A 15,700-nucleotide genomic window follows, 5' to 3' on the forward strand; every position below is an offset into this window, starting at 1 on the left:
ACGATGCCCGCCGCTCCCCTGCCGTTGCGCGACGGCCTCGACCCCACTCGGGTGCGGATGCCCGACGTCGCAACCGGGACCACGGTACTCAAGTACCTGTGCACCCGCTTCCCGGCGGACGCGGCCAGGCTGAGGGAGAAGGTGGCCGGCGGCGAGATCGTCGACGCGGCAGGGGCACCCATCGATTCGGCGACGATCGCACGTCCGCGAGCGGACATCTATCTCTACCGCGATCCACCGGTGGAGCCGACGGTGCCGTTCTCCCTCGACGTCCTCCATCGCGACGAAGACCTACTCGTCGTCGACAAGCCACACTTTCTGGCGACCACTCCACGCGGCGCATACGTCGCACGATCAGCGCTGGTTCTGCTCCGGCGACGGTTCGACCTGCCCGAGCTGAGTCCGGCGCACCGGCTCGACCGGCTCACCGCAGGCGTGCTCGTGTTCACAGTCAGGCGGCAGGCGCGCCGGCCGTACCAGGAACTGTTCGCCCAACGCGCGATCGTCAAGCAGTACGAGGCGATCGCACCGCTGGCGCAGGATCTCGACTTTCCGTTGACGGTACGCAGTCGAATCATCAAGGAGCGAGGCGTTCTTCAGGCCCGTGAGGTACCAGGTGAGCCCAACGCCGAGACGCTCGTCGAACTGGTCGACACCCTCGGCGCGTACGGCCGATATCGGTTGCGTCCGCGCACCGGCAAGACGCATCAGCTTCGGGTGCACCTGTGCTCGTTGGGGGTTCCGATCGTCGGGGACAACCTGTATCCGTCGTTCCGCGAGGTCGCCGACGACGACTACTCCGACCCGCTCCTCCTGCTGGCACGCTCGATCGAATTCGTCGATCCCCTCAGCGGCCTGCTTCGACGGTTCCAGAGCAACCGAAGTCTCGATGCACCGCTGCCGAACAGCGGGGCAGACACTTCCCTATCTTGACAAATCCGATTGCTGAAACTGCAATAGAAACATGATGGAATCGACACCGAGCCTGGACGAGGTGATCGCCGGCCTCGGCCCTCGCCTCCGGCTTATCAGGATGCAGAAGAACACCACCCTGGCCTCGCTGTCCGAGACCACGGGAATCTCGATCAGCACACTGTCGCGGCTCGAATCGGGTGACCGCAAACCGAGCCTCGAGCTCCTGTGGCCGATCGCGCGCGCTCACCAGATGGCGCTCGACGATCTGGTCACCGCCCCACCTGTTGCCGACCCTCGGGTGCGGACGACGGCCACTGTTCGCGAGAACGTGACGATACTTCCTCTGACCCTGCGTCCGGGCGGCCTCCAGGCCTACAAGCTTCTGGTCCGCCCCGAGGACTCGGAGCCTCGCCCCAGAGTGCACGAAGGTTACGAGTGGCTCTACGTCCTCGACGGCACCCTGCGACTGATCCTGGGTGAGCACGACCTGACCATGAAGCCCGGTGAGGCGGCCGAATTCGATACACGGGTGCCCCATTGGTTCGGTGCCGTCGGACAGCGTCCGGTCGAGGTTCTGAGCCTGTTCGGGCCTCAAGGCGAGCGGATGCACGTACGGGCGAAACCGACGATATGAAATGTCAGGTCCGTATGAGACAGTGAAGCCCGCGCGACGCCGGAATTCGCTCCGGCCGATCCGTACCAACCACACCCTCCCGAGGAACAAGATGCCCGACAGACTGCCCGATTCACCTGCATCTCGCACCGACGTGGACATCGCGACCGGAGTGCTCATCGGCATCCGCGGCGGATCCGTCGCGGACGCCATCGAAGAGCTCTTCACCACCGCCAGGAATCACCGCGTCAGCCTGTTCGAGCTCTCCCGCACCCTCATCACCGTGGCGGAGGGCCGCGACATCGAGCGGTCTTCGACCTCCGATGCGGTCTACGCAGTGTGGGGCTCGGCGCTCGGCCGACGCGGCGCCGCGGCACCGTTGGGCTCGATCACCGATATCGCGACGGTCTGATCGAGAAAGATCTAGTCGCGTACGGCCGGGTCGGTGCGTAGCTCGGGAAACCGGGCTGTCATCGCATCGATGTGTCGGTACATCTCGTAGAGCTCGGTCCGGAGAGTCGACGCCTCGGACTCGAGTGCTCGGGCACGGGATTCGGCGCGGTCGGCGCGCGCTCGAAATGCCTTGGACTGCGCAATCTCGATGGCCGTCGAGCACGTCTCGATATGCTCGGCCAGCCCTCTGGCGAACACTCTCGCCTGTTCGAGGTTGACGGCATAGTTGTCGTCCCTCGGCGCCGGTGACGGCCTGCCGTTCGCTGTGCCCATGAAGAGAAGCCGTCCTCGGTCGTCGGCCAGAATTTCTTCAGCGACTCTACGCCCGGTGCCGAGCTGTTCGTTCCCGAACCGGCATCAGCCGAAGACGAGGGCCAGGACGACCGACGCCGATGTCGCAGCGATGGCGAGGACGATCGTCGCCGCGATCGCGCGCTGCCGTACCGAGCGATAGCTCGAACCGCCGCGGGAACCGTCGAGGTCGTCGTCGTCCCAATCGACACCGGAGTCGTAGAAGTCGTCGGAATTCAGTCCGTCCTCGTCGAAGTACACGACGTCACGCGGGGGCATCCAGTGCTGCCCATTGGCCTCGACAGCGGCTTCGAGACGCTCGAGCCGGTTCCGAGCACGGGCGGGATACCAGTCGGAGGGGGCATGGATCGGCAGTGCTCGCGCCAGTGCCAACGGTGACCGGCACTGCTTTTCCAAGGCAGCGAACGCAGCGGAGGCCGTCGGATCGTCGTCGGACTTGTCGGTGAGGAACCACGCTGCACCGGCCGCCGGCCGATCGCCGAGCACCAGATAGGTGTACGCGAGCAATTCGAGGATGCCGGGCGAGGCCGGATTGCGAACGAGGGCGGAGATGAGCCGATCTCGAGCAGCGATGCTGTCCCCACGCGCCAGATCCTCTTGCGCTCGATCGATCACGTCCACGCGTCGACCATAGCGCTCGGCGAGCGCTTCGTCACCGGACCCGACATGGGCTGACAACGACGAAGGCCCCTGCCGAACAATCGGCAGGGGCCTTCGTCGTGCATTTCGATCCAAAATCCGTACTCGAGCAAAGCAATGGTGGCCAGAGTCGGGATCGAACCGACGACCTTCCGCTTTTCAGGCGGACGCTCGTACCAACTGAGCTACCTGGCCGGGCGGCACCGGTACTACAATGCCATCGCAATGTCGGTGATTTCTCACCGATGTTGCGACCCTGACGGGACTCGAACCCGCGACCTCCGCCGTGACAGGGCGGCGCGCTAACCAACTGCGCCACAGGGCCTTGCTGTTGTTGCCGCGCTATTTCTAGCGCAGTAACTCTCCGAACTGCAAATCCGTATCTCACGAGAAGCGAGACGCGGACTGCTCTACTGCCGATCGGGTTGTCAAACCGATCTTTTCCTACGTACCCCCTACGGGATTCGAACCCGCGCTACCGCCTTGAAAGGGCGGCGTCCTAGGCCGCTAGACGAAGGGGGCCCGCCGAACTGCTTCGACGTTACCCTCAACGGCGTTCCGTTGGGAGCTGGGATAGCTTAGGACACTTTCGCAGCAAATCTCAAACCGGCAGGTCAGAGACGGTTTTCGCGTAGTTCTCACCGAACTGGTCCCACCCGTGCGCCTTGAACTCGGCGAGCCAACGGTCCGACGCCATGGCCAACAGAACCACCTCTACGGACTCCTCGAACCGCTCGCGCAGGTCTGCGTTGTCGGCGACCAGATCCGACATGTAGCGCTGACCCGCCATCGACGCCGCGAGCACTCGTACGAACTTGGCTGCGTCGAACTCCGACTTGAGGTCCCCCATTGCCAGGGCGCGCTCGGCCTGTTGGTGACCTTGGGCCCCCCATACGCGACCGCCGCCCGAGTGAACCTCCGCATAGAACTCGGGCTCGACTATCAGCCGGAATTCGGCGCGCACGATCACGTCGTTCTGAAAGTTCTGCGCAATGTCGTCCACGATCCCTCGGATGACATAGAAAGGATGCGCAGTGGTGTCGGCCCATTTCTCCATGATGGCGACATACCGGTCCAAACCAGCACTGAGAACCGCTCGGGCCAGATCTTCCTTCGATTGGAAATGGAAATACATCGCACCTTTGGTGGCGTTCGAGCCCTCCAAGATGGTGTTGACGGACGCCGCCGCGTATCCACGCTTGGCGAACTCCGCCGCCGCCGCCTCGACGATGGCCGCCCGGGTCCGCCGTGCTCGCTCTTGTTGTGCCATTTACTCCGTGCCTCCGAGCCCAAGCGCCCTGCATATCCACAGGTAGTACAGATAGAGAGTACTTCACCCGAACGACAAGCGAGTCGACTCACCTGCGGTTCGCTTCGATCCACTCTGCCGACCTTAAATTTGCTTAGGCAACAGAAACAAGCCGGATGGTATGATTTTCGCGGCTCGAGTGCGCTGCAGGGGGGTGCGCACTCGAGCCACTTTTCACTCGGCAACTCCTCACCGAAGATTTGCCACGCGTCGAACCACTGCTCACAGTTCCCCAATTCAAAGCTGGAACCACACACAAAGCCCGATTCACACTCCCCGATCGAGCGACCGACGCCTCACCCCTACCGTCTCGGGCCTACGACTCGGTTTCAGTTGAAAGTCGAATTACATTTGGCCGTAACACATCTCGAGCCATGGGTGCCCACGAGCGCACGTTAGCGCACGAAAGCTAGTGCAGATCAGCGGTTTACATCGCCTCGAGCGCAGATTCCACCGAAATACATTGTTGGATAATAGATATCGAACAAGACCGGTTGGTAACATTTTCGATACTTTCCTCACGTCGCGACACACGCACCGACACACCCACCTACTGTGAGCTGCATCACACAATCGGTTCTGCCTATCGGAGACGAGTGAGCGCCATGAAGGTACCGGTTCGCGTATTCCGTTCCATGACAGCATTGTTCGCAGTGTCGATCATCACGCTGTCGAGCGCAGCCACCGCACCGGCGGACCCCATCGGGAATTTCGTGGCACCCGTCGCCGATCCCGCCTTGTATATGCCCACCCCACTGGGCGAACCCTGGTTCGACCCACCCGCAGGCTACGAGCAGCAACCCCCCGGGTCGGTGCTGGCAACCCGAAAGGTGAACGTCGGTCCACTGTTCACACCGGTCACCTCGACCCAGATCCTGTTTCGCACCAACGATTCCAAGGATCGGCCGGTCGCGGGCGTCACCACCGCCATCGTGCCCACGGCCCCCTGGACGGGCCCCGGAAGCCGGCCGGTGGTCGCGTACAACATGGCCATCGATTCACTCGGAAACACCTGCGCTCCGTCGTGGACCCTCCCACGCGGTATAGCTCCGGAGATCGTCCCGGTGCAGTCGTTCCTGGCGAAGAACTATGCCGTCGTAGTCACCGATCATCAGGGGCCGCGGCAGGGATATGCAGCAGGACCGATGGCAGGGCACGCCATCCTGGACGCACTGCGCGCCATGGTTCGCCTGCCCGAGTTGGGCCTGCCGGCGCAGTCTCCGATCGCTGCGACCGGATATTCCGGGGGTGCGATTGCATCCGGATGGGCTGCGCAGCTGGCTCCCACCTACGCACCGGAGGTCAACCTCGTCGGCGTGGCGTTCGGCGGAGCCCCCACCGACTACCGGATTCTCCTGAGTTCGCTCAACGGAACGGTGGGCTCCACCCTGTTCCTGTCCGCCACGCTCGGAGTCGCCAGGGAGTACCCCGAGATGTTCTCGCTGATGAATGCCAACGGCCTGCGCCTGGCCACCATCGCCAAGGACATGTGCATCTACCTCACCGCGCCGGGTGGCCTCGTCGCTCCCATTCCCGCACAGGCACTGTCGGACATTCCGAACGTCGATCGGACGCCGATCGCCGAACAGATCATCGCCTCGACCCGGATGGGAGGAGACCGGACACCGACAGCGCCCGTATTCATCTACCACGGACAACAGGAATTCTGGATCCCCAAGGAAGGGCCCGAGAACCTGTACGACGAGTGGTGCGCCAACGGTGCGAGCGTCCGATTGGAGGAATACGTGGGCGAACACCTCGTCGTCGCATTCACCGGCATGCCCGGTGCGTACTCCTGGATCGACGACCGACTGGCCGGCATCCCCGCACCGAGCGGATGCAGCAGCTTCGGACGCTGACCCGTCGGAACTGACGCTGACCCGTCCGAACTACTGCCGGGGGTACTTGCCCGTCAGTGCCGCGCGGCCCGTTACACTTTCGAGCCGCGCCCCTATAGCTCAGTTGGTAGAGCTACGGACTTTTAATCCGCAGGTCGTAGGTTCGAGTCCTACTGGGGGCACCACACACACTCGGGTAACGGTGATCACACCTGCTCGGAACGTACTACTCGGGCGTAACGATGGGCAGGTACGAAGCGACGTACAAGGGGCTGCCGCGATCACGGACGCCGACCGACGAATCGACGCACTGGCGCTTCCCGTCGATCGACATCGAACATCACGATCGCCGGAACAGCAAGTGAACAGGCACGACACGGTTCACACCGAACTTACGGTGCCGTAAGCTGGACCGGTCGTACGCAATCTATGGAGGCGATCTAATGGCGAGGGATCTGACACAGCTCGAGCTTCTGCAGGAGCTGGTGCCCACTGCCGAGGACAACGTGAACCGTCACATCACCATGGCGCGGGAGTGGCATCCACACGATTACGTGCCGTGGGACGAAGGCCGCAACTTCGCCGCTCTCGGTGGCCAGGACTACGACCCCGAGCAGTCCAAGCTCTCCGACGTCGCCCAGGCCGCGATGATCACCAACCTGCTCACCGAGGACAACCTGCCCTCCTACCACCGTGAGATCGCCGAGAACTTCTCCCGCGACGGCGCGTGGGGAACCTGGGTCGGCCGCTGGACCGCCGAGGAAAACCGGCACGGCATCGTCATGCGCGACTACCTCGTCGTCACCCGCGGCGTCGATCCCGTGGCTCTCGAAGAAGCCCGCATGATCCACATGACCAACGGGTTCGCCTCGCCCGCCGGTTCGCAGACAGGCCTGCTCCACTCGGTCGCGTACGTGACGTTCCAGGAGCTCGCCACCCGCGTCTCGCACCGCAACACCGGCAAGGTCTGCGACGATCCCATCGCCGACCGCATGCTCCAACGCATCGCCGCCGACGAGAACCTGCACATGATCTTCTACCGCAACATCACCGGCGCAGCGATGGACATCGCTCCCGACCAGACCCTCGATGCGGTCTCCGACATCGTGACGAACTTCGTCATGCCCGGTGCCGGGATGCCGAACTTCCGCCGCAACGGTGTGCTGATGGCCAAGCACGGCATCTACGACCTGCGTCAGCACCTCGAAGACGTCGTCTGGCCGGTGCTGCGCAAGTGGAGCGTGTTCGAGCGCAACGACTTCACCGCCCGCGGTGAGAACAAGCGTGAAGAACTCGCCGTGTTCCTCGAAGACCTCGAGCGTCAGGCCACCAAATTCGAGGAGATGAGGGATCGCTCCCTCGCCCGCGAACGTGCGAAGGCCGAAGCACGCGCGTCGTAAGTTCTCGATCGGCTGGTGTGCCCGGTACCGACTTCGGTGCCGGGCACCCTTGTTTTCACCCGATCACTGTTTCCACCCGATCACTGTTTTCACTCGATCACTGCTTTCCTTCCCTTCGTTCCAAAGGCATTTCTCATGACACTGCAGATCGGCTCACTCGAGTTGCGCAGCCCTGTCGTTCTCGCCCCCATGGCAGGCGTCACCAATGTGGCGTTCCGCACCCTGTGCCGGGAGCAGGAACTGGAGCGAGCAGGCAGCACGTCGGGCCTGTACGTCTGCGAGATGGTCACTGCGCGGGCGTTGGTGGAGCGGCAGCCCGCCACGATGCACATGACGACGTTCGGCCCCACCGAAACACCGCGGTCGCTTCAGCTGTACACCGTCGATCCGGACACCACGTACGCCGCCGCCAAAATGATCGTCGACGACAATCTTGCCGACCACATCGACATGAACTTCGGCTGCCCCGTTCCCAAAGTCACGCGCAAGGGCGGCGGTGCCGCCCTCCCCTACAAGCGAAACCTGTTCGGTCGCATCGTCGCCGCTGCCGTCAAGGCGACCGAGGGCACCGACATTCCGGTCACCGTCAAGTTCCGCGTCGGCATCGACGAGAACCATCACACGCACCTCGATGCGGGCGCAATCGCTGCCGACGAGGGCGCAGCCGCGGTGGCGTTGCACGCCAGAACTGCCTCGCAGCGCTACTCCGGCACCGCGGACTGGAACGAGATCGCGCGGCTCAAGGAACACGTCACCGGCATCCCGGTACTGGGCAACGGAGACATCTTCTCTGCCTCCGACGCCGTCCGCATGATGGCCGAGACCGGCTGCGACGGAGTCGTCGTCGGGCGGGGTTGTCTCGGCCGACCATGGCTGTTCGCCGAACTCAGTGCCCGACTGAACGGCAGACCCGAGCCGACGCCACCCACCCTCGGCGAGGTGACCACGATCATCGCTCGCCACGCCGAATTGCTCGCCCATCATCACGGCGAGAAGAAGGGCCTGCGTGAGCTGCGCAAGCATGTGTCCTGGTACCTGCGCGGGTTTCCCGCAGGATCGGATCTTCGTGTCTCGATGGCATTGGTCTCCACCCTCGCCGAATTGGACGACCTGCTGGCGCAACTCGATCCGACCGTTCCGTTTCCCAAGGACGCCGAGGGACCCCGAGGACGACAGGGCTCTCCGGGTGCAGTCGCGCTACCCGAGGGTTGGCTCGACGATCCGGAAGACCTGTGTGTACCCGCCGGCGCCGACCTGATGCATTCGGGCGGCTGATCACCAGCGGACCGGGTCTCACCTCGCACGGAGTGGACCATGCCGCTGGAGTCAGTACTATGGCTGGGATTGCCGAGTAGGCAGCGCGTGCGTGTAATGGAAGGCCAGGTTCGAATTCGTGGGAGACGATCGAGTGTCGGGCCCGTCCATGCCCGAGCGTCGCGCCCCATGGGAGCGCCCGCTGTCTTCGATCGGACAAACCGACGCAGTCGGGCGTTCGGGGCAGCGCCGACCGCGCTCCGACACCCCCGCCGCGCCAGATCAGGAACCACCCGAGCCCGGCGACAGCGGCAGGCTCGGGAAACGATCGCCGCGTAATGCCGACACCGTCTCGGTCGCCGAGTTGGTGGACAAGATGTCGAAGTCCGGATCGATTCGACGGGTACCTGCCGAACGCCCGCCGGTCGAGGAACCCACCGAGGTCATCGCGCCGATCACCGACTCCACTCCCCCGCCCGCGCCGGCCGTACCGCCGACGCCGCCGCATGCGGTACCGGAACCGGTGGGTGCGCCCGCCCAGGACCGCCCGGCGCTGACGAGGTTGGCCTTGAGCCGGGTACGACGACGCCGTCGATTACGGGTGATAGGCCGCAGCCTGGTCTCGGTGATCGCGATCCTGGCGGTAGCACTGACCGGAGTGGTCTGGGGTTACCTGCGGAACACCGACCAGGGATTTCTACAGGTCGCTGCGCTCGATCCGGACTCGGCAGACGTCGTCGACGCCGCCGGTCAGTACGGCGACGAGACCTATCTGATCGTGGGCACCGACACCCGCGCCGGCGCCAGCGGACAGGTGGGAGCGGGCACCGTCGCCGATGCCGAAGGATCCCGCTCGGACACCGTCATGCTGGTCAACATTCCGGCCGATCGCAGTCGCGTGGTGGCCGTCTCGTTCCCTCGTGACCTGGACGTGACGCGGCCGGTGTGCGAGCAGTTCGACAACGAAACCAACACCTACACCGGTGAGATGTTTCCCGAGGCGTACGGCGACAAACTCAACGCAACCTATGCGCTCGGCGGACCCAAGTGCCTGGTCAAGACCATCCAGAAGATTTCGGGTCTGCGCATCGGACACTTCGTCGGAATGGACTTCGCCGGATTCGAGTCGATGGTCAACGAGGTCGGCGGCGTCGAGGTCTGTACCGCGCAACCGTTGATCGACTACGAACTCGGTGACGTCCTTCCCAACCCCGGTACCCAACGCATCGACGGTCACACCGCACTCGACTACGTTCGGGCACGCAATGTCGAGTCCGAGGGCAACGGCGATTACGGACGCATCAAACGCCAGCAGCGGTTCCTCTCGTCCCTACTGCGGTCGGCTCTGTCGAACAAGGTTCTACTCGATCCGGGCAAATTGAACGGCTTCGTCAACGCCTTCACTTCGGACACGTTCGTCGAGAACGTCAAGACTTCGGACCTGGTCACGCTGGGACGCTCGCTGCAGAATGTGGACGCGGGCGCCGTCACGTTCCTCACCATCCCCACCACCGGAACCAACGACTACGGCAACGAGATTCCCAACGACGACGCAATCGGTGCCATCTTCCAGGCGATCATCGACGACGACCCACTACCGGGAGAAGAACGCGCGGAGCCGGTGACCCCCGAACCCTCGGCCGCCGCCCCTGCGCCCGACGCACCGCTGTTGGCCGTCGAACCAGGGACTGTGTCCCTTCAGGTGTCCAATGCGTCCGACATCGCCGGTATGGCCCAAACTGCGGCCGACGAGCTTGCAACCTACGGTTTCCAGATCCTGACGGTAGGAAACTTCTCCGGCTCCGCCGCCCAAACCGTCGTCCGCTACTCGCCGGATCAGGAAGCGGCCGCGGCGACTGTCGCGTCGGCGATACCCGGTGCAGCGATCGAACTGGCTCCGAGCCTGAACAACGTCGTCGAGGTGGTACTCGGCTCCAACTATGCGGGATACACCCAGTACCCGACGGCGTTCGGGACACAGATCGATCCCACTCAGGTGGAAGGTACGACCGAGAGCGCGCCCCTGCCGGAGAATCTTTCCTTCACCAATGCCGCCGACGACACGTGCGCCTGAGTGCATTCATGCTCCGTTAACCTTCGGGACAGGAAACGCGTCAGTGTGACCGACTAAACTGCGCTCATGCGCGTCGCCTACAACGAACAGATGAACGAGCTTGCCGATCTCCTCGGAGAAATGGCGAGCCTGGCTGGAGCGGCTATGGAAAAGGCCACTCAGTCACTCCTCCAAGCAGACCTGGTTCTCGCCGAGCAGGTCATTTCCGAGCACGACAAGATCACCGAGCTGAGCGCGGTGTGCGAGGAGAAGGCCTTCACGCTTCTCGCCCTGCAGGCTCCGGTCGCAGGCGATCTCCGTTCGGTGGTGGCCGGCATCCAGATCGTTGCCGACATCGACCGGATGGGCGCTCTCGCACTGCACGTCGCCAAGATCACCCGCCGCAGGCACCCGAACCACGCCCTTCCCGAGGTCGTCAACGGCTACTTCGCCGAGATGGGTCGCCTCGCCGTTCAGATCGGCGCTTCGGCCCGCGAGGTACTCGAGACCCGCGATCCCGAGCGCGCTGCGAAGCTGCAGGAGGAGGACGAGGCGATGGACGATCTGCACCGTCACCTCTTCACGGTGCTGATGGACCGCGAGTGGAGCCACGGCGTCGCCGCCGCGGTGGACGTGACCCTGCTGGGTCGCTTCTACGAGCGATTCGCCGACCACGCCGTCGAGGTAGGCCGCCGCGTGATCTTCCTGGTGACCGGAGAGCTACCGGTCGACCTCGGTCACAACAACATTCCGACCTCGTAAGACCACCCTCGTCGGGTAGCGCTGCGCAGCAGCAGCGCTACCCGACGTCCGCTTCGGGACAGCAGTGGCAGACACGCACAGCGAAGAACCCCCGTCGAGCACTCGCTCGGCGGGGGTTCTTTTTCTCTCGGAGAGGTGCGACTTATCCGAAGCGGCCGGAGATGTAGTCCTCGGTGGCCTTCTGCGTCGGATTGGAGAATATCTTCTCGGTGTCGTCGATCTCGATGAGCTTGCCGGGCCTGCCGGTCGCCTCGAGGTTGAAGAAGCCGGTCTGATCACTCACACGTGCGGCCTGCTGCATGTTGTGCGTGACGATGACGATCGTGAAGTCCTGCTTGAGTTCCTGGATCAGGTCCTCGATGGCGAGGGTGGAGATGGGGTCCAGAGCCGAGCACGGCTCGTCCATCAACAGCACGTCGGGCGAGACCGCGATCGCGCGCGCGATGCACAGACGCTGCTGCTGACCGCCGGAGAGTCCGCCGCCGGGCTTGTCGAGGCGATCCTTCACCTCTTTCCAGAGGTTGGCGCCCTTGAGTGAGCGTTCGGCGATCTCGTCGAGCTCCTTCTTGCCGCGGCCACCCTGCAACTTCAGGCCTGCGACGACGTTGTCCTTGATCGACATCGTGGGGAACGGGTTGGGGCGCTGGAAGACCATGCCGATGGTGCGACGCACGCCGACCGGGTCGACATCGCTGCCGTAGATGTCTTCGCCGTCGAGCAGCACCGAGCCCTCGACGCGGGCACCGGGGGTGACCTCGTGCATGCGGTTGAGCGAACGCAGGACGGTGGACTTACCGCATCCGGACGGTCCGATGAACGCGGTGACGCTGCGCGGAGGCACGGCCAGAGTGACGTCGGAGACGGCATGGAACTTGCCGTAGTAGATGTTGACGTCTTTGAGATCGAGACGCTTTGCCATGTTCTTCGTTCCTTAGAATTCGCTGGAGTCGGGTGGTCAGAAGCTCTTGGGCGAGAAGAACTTCGAGACCAACTTCGCGCCGATGTTGAGTATTGCGACGATCAGGATCAGCGTCAGGGCTGCTCCCCACATGCGCTCAGCGGTGAGCACGCCGGTTCCTGCTTTCTGCAGGTCGACCATCATGAGCGGCAGTGACGTCTGCGGCCCCTCGAAGATGTTGAAGTTGATGGCGGTGGCGGATCCCACCAGGATGAGCACCGGTGCCGTCTCACCCATCACTCGGGCCAGAGCGAGCATGATGCCGGTGACGATGCCGGACAGCGCCGTCGGGATGACGATCTTGGCGATGGTCTTCCATTTGGGCACACCCAGCGCGTAGGACGCTTCGCGCAGGTCCTGCGGGACGATTCGCAGCATTTCCTCGGCCGAGCGCACGATCACGGGGATCATCAACAGCACCAGGGCGAAGGCGACAGCAAGGCCGGAACGCTGGAATCCGAACGTGGCGATCCACAGCGCGTAGATGAACAGGGCCGCGACGATGGACGGGACTCCGGTGAGAATGTCGACCATGAAGGTCGTCACCTTGGCCAGTCTTGTGCCCGGGCCGTACTCGACGAGGTAGATGGCGACGAAGATGCCGATCGGGATGGAGATGACGGCGCAGAACAGTCCTTGTAGGAGGGTACCGACGATCGCGTGGTAGGCACCGCCGCCGGCGATGAACTGGGTGATGCCGGCCTGCGAGTTCTGCCACCATTCCGGCGCGACGACGGCCGACAGTCCGCGCGAGACCACGGTGTAGAGAACCCAGATCAGCGGTACCAGTGCGACCAGCACCGAGAGGGCGACGAGGATCGTCGCCGACAGGTTGGCGGCCTTGCGGCGAGCGCTGACGCCCTGGAACGTGGGTTCCTTGACGGGCTTGTCCATGGTTGCGGTCATGGGTCAGTCCTTCTTTCCGGCGATGGCGGCGCGGGCACCGGCGTTGACGACGAAGGTCAGGATGAACAGCACCAGACCCGCGGCGATGTAGGCACCGGCCTGCAGCGGGTTGTTGAACTCGCCTGCGGCCAGCGCGATCTTCGTGGCGAAGGTCGATCCGCCGTCGAACAGGGACCCACCGAACGTCACCTGGGTGCTGCGAATGATGATGTAGAGCGCGATGGTCTCACCGAGCGCGCGGCCGAGACCGAGCATCGAACCCGAGACGAAGCCGGACTTACCGAACGGGATGACCGTGGTGCGCACGACCTCCCAGCGGGTGGCACCGAGAGCCAGCGCCGCTTCGACCTGACCCTTCGGGGTCTGAATGAACACCTCGCGGGTGACGGCAGCGATGATCGGCAGGATCATCACCGCGAGCACGATGCCGCCGGTGAAGATGGTGCCGCCACCGGCAATGGAGACCGAGCCGGTACTGAACAGCGGGAACCAACTCAACGAGGAGTTGAGCCATTCCGCGAACGGGCTGATGGCAGGGGCGAGGACGTACAGGCCCCAGAGGCCGAAGACGATCGACGGGACTGCCGCGAGCAGGTCGATGACGTAGCCGAGCGGTCCTGCGACTCGCTTGGGTGCGTAGTTGGTCAGGTAGATCGCGATACCGAGCGCAACAGGCATCGCCAGGATCAGCGCGAACAGAGACACGGTGACGGTGACCAGGAACAGGTCGAGTACACCGAACACCATGGCGGAGGTGTTCGAGGTGTCCCACTGACCGTTGTAGGTCAAGAAGTTGACCGTGTTGTTCGACAGTGAGGGAATCGCACGCCAGAGAAGGAAGATTCCGACAGCGGCAATCAAGGCGATGATGAAGATGCCCGAGCCCGTGGCCAGGCCGGAAAAGATCCGGTCACCGGGACGAGTGACGTTTCCCGACGTTTTCTTGTCTGACAATTGTGGTTCTTCCGGGTCGTGGGCGGCACCTGTGGTGGGCACGCTAGCCGCTGAGGGGATACCGGTGATCGAGTGGGTGTCGCTCATACCGCTCACTGTCTCGTTGTGGTGGTCGAGGACGGTCTTGCTTCGGCCCGCGTGGTCACGCGAGCCGAAGCAAGATTACGTCTCATCGAATCAGGCGATTGCTTCGACAGCGGTGAGCAGGCGTTCCTTGAAGGAATCGGGGAGCGGCACGTAGCCGGCTTCCTCGAGGCCCTGCTGACCTTCGTTGGCTGCACTGTTCAGGAACGACTTGACTGCGGCCGAGGTCTCGGCGTCGTAGCCTGCGGAGCAGACGATCTCGTAGGTGCCGAGAACGAGCGGGTACGTGTCGGCATCGTTGCTGGCGTACAGCGCGTCGATGTCGATGACCAGGTCGTTGCCCTCGCCGGAGAACGTGGCTTCGTCGATGGCCTTGCCTGCGGTTTCGCTGGTCAGCTCCACCGGTCCGTTGCCGAAGTCGATGTCGGCGGTGCCGAGGCTCTCCTGATCGGCGAAGCCCTTCTCGACGTAGGTGATCGAGCCGGGGGTGGCAGAAACAGCCTGGGCGACACCCGAGGATCCGTTGGCACCCTCACCGACGCCGCCGGCCCAGTCGGAGCTGTGATCGAGGGTCCAGGCCCCCGGCGCGGACGCCGCGAGGAAGCGCTGGAAGTTGTCGCTGGTACCCGAGGAATCGGACCGGTAGACCGGAGTGACGGCCGTGGACGGCAGCGATACGCCCTCGTTGAGCGCGGCGATCGCCGGATCGTTCCAGGTGGTGATCTTGCCGGTGAACATCTGCGCGATGACGTCCGGGTTGAGCACTACCTTGTCGACACCGTCGAGGTTGTAGGCCACGGCGACCGGCCCGAAGACCAGGGGCAGGTTCCATGCCGGGTTGTTGTCGCAACGGACGGCTGCCTGAGCAGCCTGATCGTCCTTGATCGCCGAGTCGGATCCGGCGAAGTCGACGAGGCCGGCGACGAACTGCGTGCGGCCGTTACCCGAACCACTGGTGGTGTACTCCACTGCCTTACCGGCACACACGCCGGAGTAGATCGAGGTGAAGTTGGACATTGCGTTCTGCTGAGCAGAGGAGCCTTCGCCGGTGAGCGGGGATTTGCCTTCGCAGGTCGCCGAGGAGTCGGATGCGCCGTCCGTGGTTGCGACGTTCGCGTCACTACCGCATGCGGTCAGCAACATGGCACTGATGGCCACTGCACTCATGAGAGCACCGTTGCGCTTGAGGTTCACCTGTTTCCTCCGAGGAATCTTGGGCCGTGTCCACTGCTCGACCCGGTACGGGTGAG

Annotated in this window: 15 protein-coding genes and 4 tRNA genes; 9 read left to right on the forward strand and 10 right to left on the reverse strand. The window is 63.8% G+C overall.

What is annotated here, in order from left to right:
* Nucleotides 1-3: 3 nt before the first annotated feature.
* The 3 genes from RHODMAR_RS22810 to RHODMAR_RS22820 all read left to right on the forward strand — a co-directional run bounded on the left by RHODMAR_RS22810 (nucleotide 4) and on the right by RHODMAR_RS22820 (nucleotide 1,940).
* Complete coding sequence (locus RHODMAR_RS22810) at nucleotides 4-933, forward strand: pseudouridine synthase (protein WP_008719362.1); 930 nt, start codon at nucleotides 4-6, stop codon at nucleotides 931-933.
* A gap of 31 nt (nucleotides 934-964) precedes the next feature.
* Complete coding sequence (locus tag RHODMAR_RS22815; RefSeq protein WP_008719364.1) at nucleotides 965-1,549, forward strand: helix-turn-helix domain-containing protein; 585 nt, start codon at nucleotides 965-967, stop codon at nucleotides 1,547-1,549.
* Between the two features lie 91 nt (nucleotides 1,550-1,640).
* Entirely contained in the window at nucleotides 1,641-1,940 is a 300-nt protein-coding gene (locus RHODMAR_RS22820) for an ANTAR domain-containing protein (RefSeq protein WP_008719366.1), read from the forward strand.
* A gap of 11 nt (nucleotides 1,941-1,951) precedes the next feature.
* On the opposite strand, the gene RHODMAR_RS22825 is transcribed toward RHODMAR_RS22820, so the two are convergent.
* From RHODMAR_RS22825 to RHODMAR_RS22850, 6 genes are all read right to left on the reverse strand, one after another.
* Nucleotides 1,952-2,254: a hypothetical protein gene (locus tag RHODMAR_RS22825; protein ID WP_042940127.1), complete on the reverse strand. Its 303-nt coding sequence runs from the start codon at nucleotides 2,252-2,254 to the stop codon at nucleotides 1,952-1,954.
* 84 nt (nucleotides 2,255-2,338) lie between these two features.
* Nucleotides 2,339-2,914, reverse strand: coding sequence for a DUF6584 family protein (locus RHODMAR_RS22830; RefSeq protein ID WP_042940128.1), 576 nt, complete (start codon nucleotides 2,912-2,914; stop codon nucleotides 2,339-2,341).
* Between the two features lie 136 nt (nucleotides 2,915-3,050).
* Nucleotides 3,051-3,127: transfer RNA gene (locus RHODMAR_RS22835), tRNA-Phe, on the reverse strand.
* 56 nt (nucleotides 3,128-3,183) lie between these two features.
* Nucleotides 3,184-3,257: transfer RNA gene (locus tag RHODMAR_RS22840), tRNA-Asp, on the reverse strand.
* A gap of 124 nt (nucleotides 3,258-3,381) precedes the next feature.
* Nucleotides 3,382-3,454 (reverse strand) — tRNA-Glu (locus RHODMAR_RS22845).
* Between the two features lie 79 nt (nucleotides 3,455-3,533).
* Nucleotides 3,534-4,202 carry a TetR/AcrR family transcriptional regulator gene (locus RHODMAR_RS22850; protein ID WP_008719369.1) on the reverse strand — a complete coding sequence of 223 codons (669 nt, stop codon included), beginning with the start codon at nucleotides 4,200-4,202 and terminating at the stop codon, nucleotides 3,534-3,536.
* Nucleotides 4,203-4,846: 644 nt separating this feature from the next.
* Between RHODMAR_RS22850 and RHODMAR_RS22855 the strand changes: the two genes are divergently transcribed.
* From RHODMAR_RS22855 to phoU, 6 genes are all read left to right on the forward strand, one after another.
* Nucleotides 4,847-6,100 carry a lipase family protein gene (locus tag RHODMAR_RS22855; protein WP_008719371.1) on the forward strand — a complete coding sequence of 418 codons (1,254 nt, stop codon included), beginning with the start codon at nucleotides 4,847-4,849 and terminating at the stop codon, nucleotides 6,098-6,100.
* An 88-nt stretch (nucleotides 6,101-6,188) separates the two neighbouring features.
* Nucleotides 6,189-6,264: transfer RNA gene (locus RHODMAR_RS22860), tRNA-Lys, on the forward strand.
* A 258-nt stretch (nucleotides 6,265-6,522) separates the two neighbouring features.
* Complete coding sequence (locus RHODMAR_RS22865) at nucleotides 6,523-7,479, forward strand: acyl-ACP desaturase (protein ID WP_008719374.1); 957 nt, start codon at nucleotides 6,523-6,525, stop codon at nucleotides 7,477-7,479.
* A gap of 135 nt (nucleotides 7,480-7,614) precedes the next feature.
* Entirely contained in the window at nucleotides 7,615-8,754 is a 1,140-nt protein-coding gene (dusB, locus tag RHODMAR_RS22870; RefSeq protein ID WP_008719376.1) for a tRNA dihydrouridine synthase DusB, read from the forward strand.
* A gap of 118 nt (nucleotides 8,755-8,872) precedes the next feature.
* Complete coding sequence (locus RHODMAR_RS22875; RefSeq protein ID WP_008719378.1) at nucleotides 8,873-10,807, forward strand: LCP family protein; 1,935 nt, start codon at nucleotides 8,873-8,875, stop codon at nucleotides 10,805-10,807.
* Nucleotides 10,808-10,873: 66 nt separating this feature from the next.
* Complete coding sequence (phoU, locus tag RHODMAR_RS22880; RefSeq protein ID WP_008719379.1) at nucleotides 10,874-11,548, forward strand: phosphate signaling complex protein PhoU; 675 nt, start codon at nucleotides 10,874-10,876, stop codon at nucleotides 11,546-11,548.
* Nucleotides 11,549-11,690: 142 nt separating this feature from the next.
* On the opposite strand, the gene pstB is transcribed toward phoU, so the two are convergent.
* The 4 genes from pstB to pstS form a co-directional block, all read right to left on the reverse strand.
* The gene (gene pstB, locus RHODMAR_RS22885; protein WP_008719380.1) at nucleotides 11,691-12,467 is read right to left on the reverse strand and encodes a phosphate ABC transporter ATP-binding protein PstB; all 777 of its coding nucleotides are present in this window, start codon (nucleotides 12,465-12,467) and stop codon (nucleotides 11,691-11,693) included.
* Nucleotides 12,468-12,503: 36 nt separating this feature from the next.
* Nucleotides 12,504-13,412 (reverse strand): phosphate ABC transporter permease PstA, encoded by a 909-nt coding sequence (gene pstA, locus RHODMAR_RS22890; protein ID WP_008719383.1) that lies wholly within the window; start codon nucleotides 13,410-13,412, stop codon nucleotides 12,504-12,506.
* A 3-nt stretch (nucleotides 13,413-13,415) separates the two neighbouring features.
* Entirely contained in the window at nucleotides 13,416-14,453 is a 1,038-nt protein-coding gene (gene pstC / locus RHODMAR_RS22895; protein ID WP_008719385.1) for a phosphate ABC transporter permease subunit PstC, read from the reverse strand.
* Between the two features lie 90 nt (nucleotides 14,454-14,543).
* Nucleotides 14,544-15,644, reverse strand: a complete 1,101-nt coding sequence (gene pstS / locus RHODMAR_RS22900) for a phosphate ABC transporter substrate-binding protein PstS (protein WP_008719387.1) — start codon at nucleotides 15,642-15,644, stop codon at nucleotides 14,544-14,546.
* Nucleotides 15,645-15,700 lie beyond the last annotated feature (56 nt).

The organism is Rhodococcus sp. AW25M09, assembly GCF_000333955.1.
GTDB lineage: Bacteria > Actinomycetota > Actinomycetes > Mycobacteriales > Mycobacteriaceae > Rhodococcoides.